Annotated in this window: 5 protein-coding genes and 1 pseudogene; 5 read left to right on the top strand and 1 reads right to left on the bottom strand. The window is 59.0% G+C overall.

The genetic code is table 11. The features are described from left to right. Nucleotides 1-339 (top strand): transposase domain-containing protein (locus QJT82_RS44745; protein ID WP_281446714.1); only part of this gene is annotated, 339 nt, incomplete at its 5' end. Nucleotides 340-383: 44 nt separating this feature from the next. After that, entirely contained in the window at nt 384-938 is a 555-nt protein-coding gene (locus QJT82_RS44740) for a UPF0149 family protein (protein WP_016842615.1), read from the top strand. A gap of 157 nt (nt 939-1095) precedes the next feature. Here the strand turns inward: QJT82_RS44740 and QJT82_RS44735 are convergent, their stop codons facing one another. Further along, complete coding sequence (locus tag QJT82_RS44735; RefSeq protein ID WP_016842616.1) at nt 1096-1497, bottom strand: ABC transporter ATP-binding protein; 402 nt, start codon at nt 1495-1497, stop codon at nt 1096-1098. A 458-nt stretch (nt 1498-1955) separates the two neighbouring features. On the opposite strand from QJT82_RS44735, the gene QJT82_RS44730 reads away from it, so the two are divergent. From QJT82_RS44730 to QJT82_RS44720, 3 genes and pseudogenes are all read left to right on the top strand, one after another. After that, nucleotides 1956-3542: a hypothetical protein gene (locus QJT82_RS44730; RefSeq protein WP_244436110.1), complete on the top strand. Its 1587-nt coding sequence runs from the start codon at nt 1956-1958 to the stop codon at nt 3540-3542. Nucleotides 3543-4414: 872 nt separating this feature from the next. Then, a pseudogene (locus QJT82_RS44725) lies at nt 4415-5612 on the top strand (IS110 family transposase). Nucleotides 5613-5972: 360 nt separating this feature from the next. Further along, complete coding sequence (locus QJT82_RS44720; RefSeq protein WP_016842619.1) at nt 5973-6299, top strand: transposase; 327 nt, start codon at nt 5973-5975, stop codon at nt 6297-6299. Nucleotides 6300-6678: the final 379 nt, after the last annotated feature.

The raw sequence follows: 6678 nt of genomic DNA, 5'->3' as shown, positions 1-6678 counted from the left end.
TCCGGCTGGAGCGAGAGTTGGCCGGCCTGGATTTCCACCAGGGAGAACAGTGCGCCTTGTCAAGGCACACACAGCAACACGGTCGAGCGTTCCATGCGCCCGATTGCGATGGGAAGACGCAATTCATTGTTCAGCGGCAGCGAAGGCGGCGCCGAGAGCTGGGCAATCCTGGCCTCGCTCGTGAGCACGCCAAAACTCCATGAACTCGACCCGCAAGCCTACCTGACAGACGTGCTGGAGCGCATCGTGTCCGGGCGAACCAAAAGCCATCAGCTGCAAGAACTGCTCACCTGGAACTGGAAGGCGGCGCACCATCGCACCACACAGGCTGCCGCATGAGCCCGCGCCGCCATAAAACAGCATCCTCGATGACGTCAGCTGCGATGCCGCTTACGGAGCTCGAGCGATGGCTCCAGGCTCGCGCCAATCGCCATCCTGTCGCCACCAGCATCGCCATGCTCGACGGCTATGCCGCCGCGATCGTCGCCGGACCGGTGTCAATGAGCCCGCTCGACTGGATCTGCCCGCTGCTCGCGATCGACGCTGACGCTTTCAACCATGGCGGCACGCCGGAGTTCGCCGCGATACCAGCCGTCGCGCTACGCCACAACGACATCAGCAACACCCTCTCGACCGCGCCCGATCGGTTCGAGCCGATGCACCGGCGCGACGTCAATGGCGATATCGATCCGCGCCCCTGGTGCCAGGGCTTCTATGCCGCGATGCAGCTCAGACTGTCCGCGTGGGCGCCGTTGCTGGACGCCGGCAACGGCAATCACGGCCTGCTGCTGCCCATCCTGCTGCACAGTCGCGACGATCAGAACCGTCCGCTGCTCGGAGCGCCACAAAGCGGCCGCGAGCCTAACGCTCACGCCGACATCCCAGCGGCCGTCGAGGCCTTGCGCCAATATTGGATGCCGATCCGCTACGCACGCTGATCACCGCGGACGTGGGAGCTCATACCGCTTACGGTCATATCGCTTGCATAACGCAGATCGTCCCGCCGATATTGCTCCCGAGTGATCTTGGTCCAGGGCATCGTGCTCTCCCTCGAATCTTTGCAAATCCGGTAGAATCACATCCCACTGAGATCACTCACCCATTTTTCAGTCGGGCTCTCAGGATACGATCGAAGAAGCGAGTTGCAGCAATAAAGCTCAGGTTCTCGGCTGCCATGAAGGAGAGATACTGCAGCATGCGCTGCAATGCAGAGGCTGCGCCGACCAAAACCGCATATCCAGCGAAACTCCAAGCCACCACCGACATGTCTTCGCTGCGCGGAAGACGATCAATGAGACACGAAAATACATAGGGGCCCGCGACGCAGCTCGCGCTGGACAGTACCGCCACCGCCGCAACGATGAGAAGTAAGGGCCGATCGGATCGCCAGTACGCATGCAGAATTGCGGAAGCCGGCAGCAATACGCTGTCGTTGACCTGATGTGGCTGATCCACGGAACGGGGCTTTGGCTGCACTAAGAGAGTTGACGTGGCCATGCGATCTGAATTCCATACAATCTCACGTAAAAATGCGGCTCAGCCAAAGTTGCGGCAATTTGCCGTTACTAGACATCAACCCAATTCTGTCCAGGGTCGTCCTCCAACTGCCGACATTGGTAGGTTGTCGTCCACCTTCTCGCATAAGAGAGTGTCCGTCATGGCCCGACACGTTGCCGCGCCACTCTCTGTGGCTTTTACTGAAGCCCAGACAGACTTGAGACGAGAAGCTCGATCACACGGAGATTGACATGAAGAGCGCGACTGCAGACACGCCGAAGCGGCGATTGCGGACCGATACAACTGACCTCCCCTTGCCGGTGCTGCCACCTCCCACTATTGAGGGAGAGAAGGCCCCTTTCCCTAACGACAGCGCTAACCAGGGCTACCTTTAAGATTATTCGTCACTTCGTTACCGCCTCTCCCACGAGAGGCGGTAACGATTAGTCCAGGAACAAATGCTCAAGGCCACTCTGAAAATAGCTGATCTGGAAAGCTTCGATCCTTTTGCCAAAGGCAGTTCGATACAGTTTGGTGAAAGCTACATCTGGCCATTCCAACATAAGAGCCTTGAGAGCTCGTTAGTGACGAGCTTTGAGCAATGGTTCTTCGTCATACGTGAGCGTCAAGGAGCGGCGGACGAAGCTGGCGTTCATTCGGTCGTAATAGCCCATGCGTCTGCGGATCAGTTTCGTCAGAACTACCAGAAATGCATGCACTGGCCGCTCGATTTTATCGTGATCGAGGGCGCTCGCCGGGGTCCTCGGTTGCGTGTACGAGGAGGCCATATTGGCAGCCTCCCAATTTACTTCCACGTGGAGGAGCGCACTCGTACGGTTACGCTCTCCTGGGATTTCATGGATCTCTTGGATAAATCGAGAACGATTGATGCAGAAATCATAAGCCATCATCTATCGATGAGAACGTTCTACTCTGCGCGGCAGGCCTGCGTAGGCGTTAACCTGCTGACCGCTGGCGCCACCTTGTACGTCGACAGATCGCGAACGTCATTTGAGTATGGGACGACAACTTCATCAGCCCCTGAGCTCCCTGGACGAGAGGACAGCAATCATGTCCTTGAGTTTTCTAATACTCTTCAGGCGGTTGTTCGTTCGCGGCCGACCGCCTTTTGCGCAAGTGCTGTGGAGCTGAGCGGAGGAATGGACTCCGCTTCCGTCGCAATTGCTGTTGGCGAGAGCATAGAGTCGCTAGCATGTGGCGGAATACTATTGGGCGACGGGAGTAGCCCCAAGCAGGGTGACCGCCGAGCGAGCATTTTGAGCGCACTGAATTGCCGCGATCACAAAGTTGAAATGCGCGCCTACATGCCGGCGATTGATTTAGATCTCGACCCGAAAGGACGCCTGCCACTAATCTCTGAATATTACCTTGAGGCGTTCGGGTCGCTCTGGGATCGGTTTCGCGGTGATGGCTGCGAAATAATCTGGTCCGGCATAGGAGGAGACGAGTTTTGCGCTCGCTTCACCAGCGACGAGGATGAACCCAGGTCTCCATCTTCACCCCACCTGGATATCGCGCTTGGGCTTGCAGAAGACCTATTGACGAAACGCGGGCTCGACGCCGCTCGTTCATCCTTCCTTTTTAGCGCCCCCGTCAGTGCAACTCAATCCACAACTCTGCTCGCAAGTCTTTGTCATGCTCGTCCACTCGCGACGCGAGGACTTTGGCCCGTCCGCCCATTTGGCGATCCGAGATTGATCAAGTTTGGAGCCCAGCTTCCGTTTGCACTTCGCTCGCGCAAGGAACTCCTCCGTTGTTACTTGCGTGAGCGCTTGGGCTCCGACGTATTTCCACCCGGTTACGCAAAGGAGACTTTTGCACTTGTACTGCCAAGGGCAATTATGGCTCGTTCGGACATAATTTCATCCCAGCTTGCTTCTTGCGCCTTGGCCGACTTCGGCTTGGTTTCGCAAGAGGCTGTCATGGCGCTCTTAAACAGGGTGATAACAACACACGAATTGTCCGCGACAAGCACTTTGGCTCGGTTTTTATGGGCGGAACGGTTTGTTCGGCAACTCTGTTGACTACGCCATTATCAATGATGCGACATCCCCGGGCAAAGCACGGGTCATTGCAGCTACCGCTTAGGCCAGTAAGGATAGCATGTTGATCTCGGGATCTAGGCCGGCGGCGTCTTGCGCGAAATCGTCGAGGTGAAGTCGAGCTGCGAGCGGCAGTCGCTCTACGCAGCAATCGGGCAAGTCGTGAGTACCCTCGGCGATCGTTGCCGGCTAGTGACGACATGGTGGGCGAACTCGGCGCGTCCCGCCCTTCGTCCGTCCCACATTAGGTAAGCGAACATGAAACAGCATGTCCGAGCGGCGTCAGCTGCGGTCGCGTTCGCTTACCATCGCCGCTGCGATGTCCTCGGCGTGTACGAACGCGAAACCAAAACGTGGAACGAGATTAGTGTCGCCGTATGCGGAAGACAAGTGGACGGATATGACCACGACCGTGAATGCCAGGTCAGCGGCTTGTTACCGTACTTATATCACCACGGCGCGAAATCGCCTTGGATATTGAACCCCGGGAGTTCGGACATATGCATCGGCTATGAGGACGACTCATTGTCCTTCTTTTCGGTGAAAATCATCAGCGGTCACGTTCAGGTATTTGATTGCCGCCAAGTCCTGCCCTTCACATACACAGTATGGTGGAGAGACGCGCAATCCGATAGCTGCTGATGCCCCTCGGTTCGCCGAGCCGAGTGATTTCTACGGCGGAGTTAGGCCGGGACGACGCTGAACTGGAGAACTGCGAGGCGGCCGGCGACGCTGGAGCTGGCTTCCGCGTCTCTCGTTTCCGACGCTCCAATAGCTTGACGGCGGAAGCGCTTCTGGCTCAGATCACCGTCGCCAAATATGCAAAATGGCGAGCCGCTTTACCGTAAGACCGTATGTCCGCCTCTGCGGATGAGGTGGCTCGCCCTACACTGCGCGTCCGAGGGTTGCTCGGGCGGACCGAGCCGATCCTCATCACAGGAGGACGAGCCGTGGCAGATTATAGGGAAGCATTCGTCGGAATCGATGTGGCCAAGCTGAGAAATGCCATCGCGATTGCTGACGCGGGCCGGGAGGGGGAGGTTCGGTTCTTCGGTGAGGTCGATGCCTCGGCCACCAACATGCGCCGCGTCTTAGGGCGGATTGCTAACCGGTTTGATCGCGTGCACTTCTGTTACGAAGCCGGCCCGACTGGCTATGGTCTTTATCGCCTGATCCGGTCGCTCGGCCACCAATGCACGGTGGTGGCGCCATCGCTGATCCCAAGGAAGCCGGGCGATCGTGTGAAGACGAACCGCCGGGACGCCGTTTCTCTCGCCCGGCTGCTACGCGCCGGCGAACTGACGGCTGTGTGGGTTCCCGATGAAGGTCACGAAGCGATGCGCGACCTCGTTCGCGCCCGATCGGCAGCGGTTGAGACGCTGCGGATCCACCGGCAGCAGGTGAGCGCCTTCATGCTCAAGCATGGCCGCACCTATCCCCGCAAAAAGGGCTGGACGATGCGCTATTTGCGTTGGCTCCAGGAACAGCAGTTCGATCACATCAGATCGCGCTACAAGAAATGGTCGAAGCAGTTCGCGTCGCCAGGGACCGGGTCGACCGGCTCGAGCGCACGATCGAAGAGTTCGTCTCGACCTGGTCTCTGGAGCCGCTCGTGCGGGCGCTTCAAACATTGCGCGGCGTCGATCTGGTCGTCGCGATGACATTCGCGACCGAGGTCGGTGACGTGAACCGTTTTGAGAGCCCACGTCAACTTATGGGTTACCTCGGCCTGGTGCCAAGCGAACGATCGACGGGAGAGTCCGTCAGGCGTGGCGGCATCACCAAGGCCGGCAACGGCCGCGTTCGCCACATGTTGGTCGAAAGCGCCTGGACATATCGACACCGCCGAAGATCGGCAAGGCAAAGCTATACCGGCTTGAGCAGACGTCGCCAGCAGTGCGAGAGATTGCTTGGAAGGCGCAGAGCCGCTTGACAGCCCGCTACCGGAAGCTGGCTGCGCGCGGTAAACGAACGACGGTGGTCTGCACCGCTATCGCCCGTGAACTGGTCGAGTTCATGTGGACGGTTGCCAGGCAAGTGCAGACAGCCTGATTGGGCGCCCTTCTTATCATCGTGCATGGGCGGAGGCGGCGCCACGGCAGAGGGAATGCCCGTCAGACGCTTTGTGGCCGGCAAGAGCGCCGACGCCCGCCAGTAAGATAGGAGCAGACCTCGGACGCACAATCGGGAATGCGGTAGCCAATCCGCGCATCAGAGCTTGATCACCGACGTCCTTCGGTTCCGCCTCCACCTATGCACGACCATCTCTATGAACAGCCGATCGGCGATCGGACAAGGCGCTGCGTTCTAATCCTTGACAGCGGACATCAGAGCGTCGTTCTGCTCCCACCTTCTCGCGGCACATAGGATAGGCGAGTGTCGCGATCTCTTTGAAGGGATCGGCTTGTGTCTATGCTTGACCATACGCTTAAGTCGGACGTGACGGCGCGCCGGCTGGAAGTGATCACGGAGACGGGACGCCGTCGTTGGTTCTCCAAGGACGACAAGGCCCGGATCGTCGAGGAGACGCTGGTACCAGGCGCGGTCGTTTCCGAGATTGCCCGGCGACACAGGTTGCCCCCACAACAAGTGTTCACCTGGCGCCGGCAAGCACGCCGGTTGCCGACGCCGAAGGCTGACGATCCGCCGTTTGTACCGGCGGTGGTAGGCGCCATGGTACCGGCCGTGACTGTTGGCCATGAGTGCAAGATAGCGCAACGCAAGGCCAAGCAGGAGTAGTGCGGCGCAGGACGCCCGTTTCGAGCACCCCCGCCTTCAGCCATTTATCAATCATTCTCCGGACGATGCCGTCCGCGACGCGCTGATCGAGGAATCGGCGCAGGTGCGTGTGGTCGATGGTCGAAGGAAGCGGCCACAGACTGCCCATCCCCATGATATTCCGGCTTCGGTAACGATCACGCAAGCGTCACGCTTTCGAAGGTCGGACGCTGGCCGTCATCAGTACCATCAGGCGACCCGCTATCTCCTCACAGTCCGGCCGGATGGCAGTCGGTCGTTGATTCCGGCGAGCTGGACCGATTAGAGCTGGCTCCGGAAATCTGGACCGGGCGATAAGTGGAGTTTCTGCCTGACGGCGGGCAAGATTGTCCCGCGAATC

It is taken from the genome of Bradyrhizobium sp. Mp19, from assembly GCF_029952935.1.
Taxonomy (GTDB): Bacteria; Pseudomonadota; Alphaproteobacteria; order Rhizobiales; family Xanthobacteraceae; genus Bradyrhizobium; species Bradyrhizobium elkanii.
Note: the sequence above shows the minus strand (reverse complement) of the source record. Positions and strands in the feature narration are given on the sequence as shown.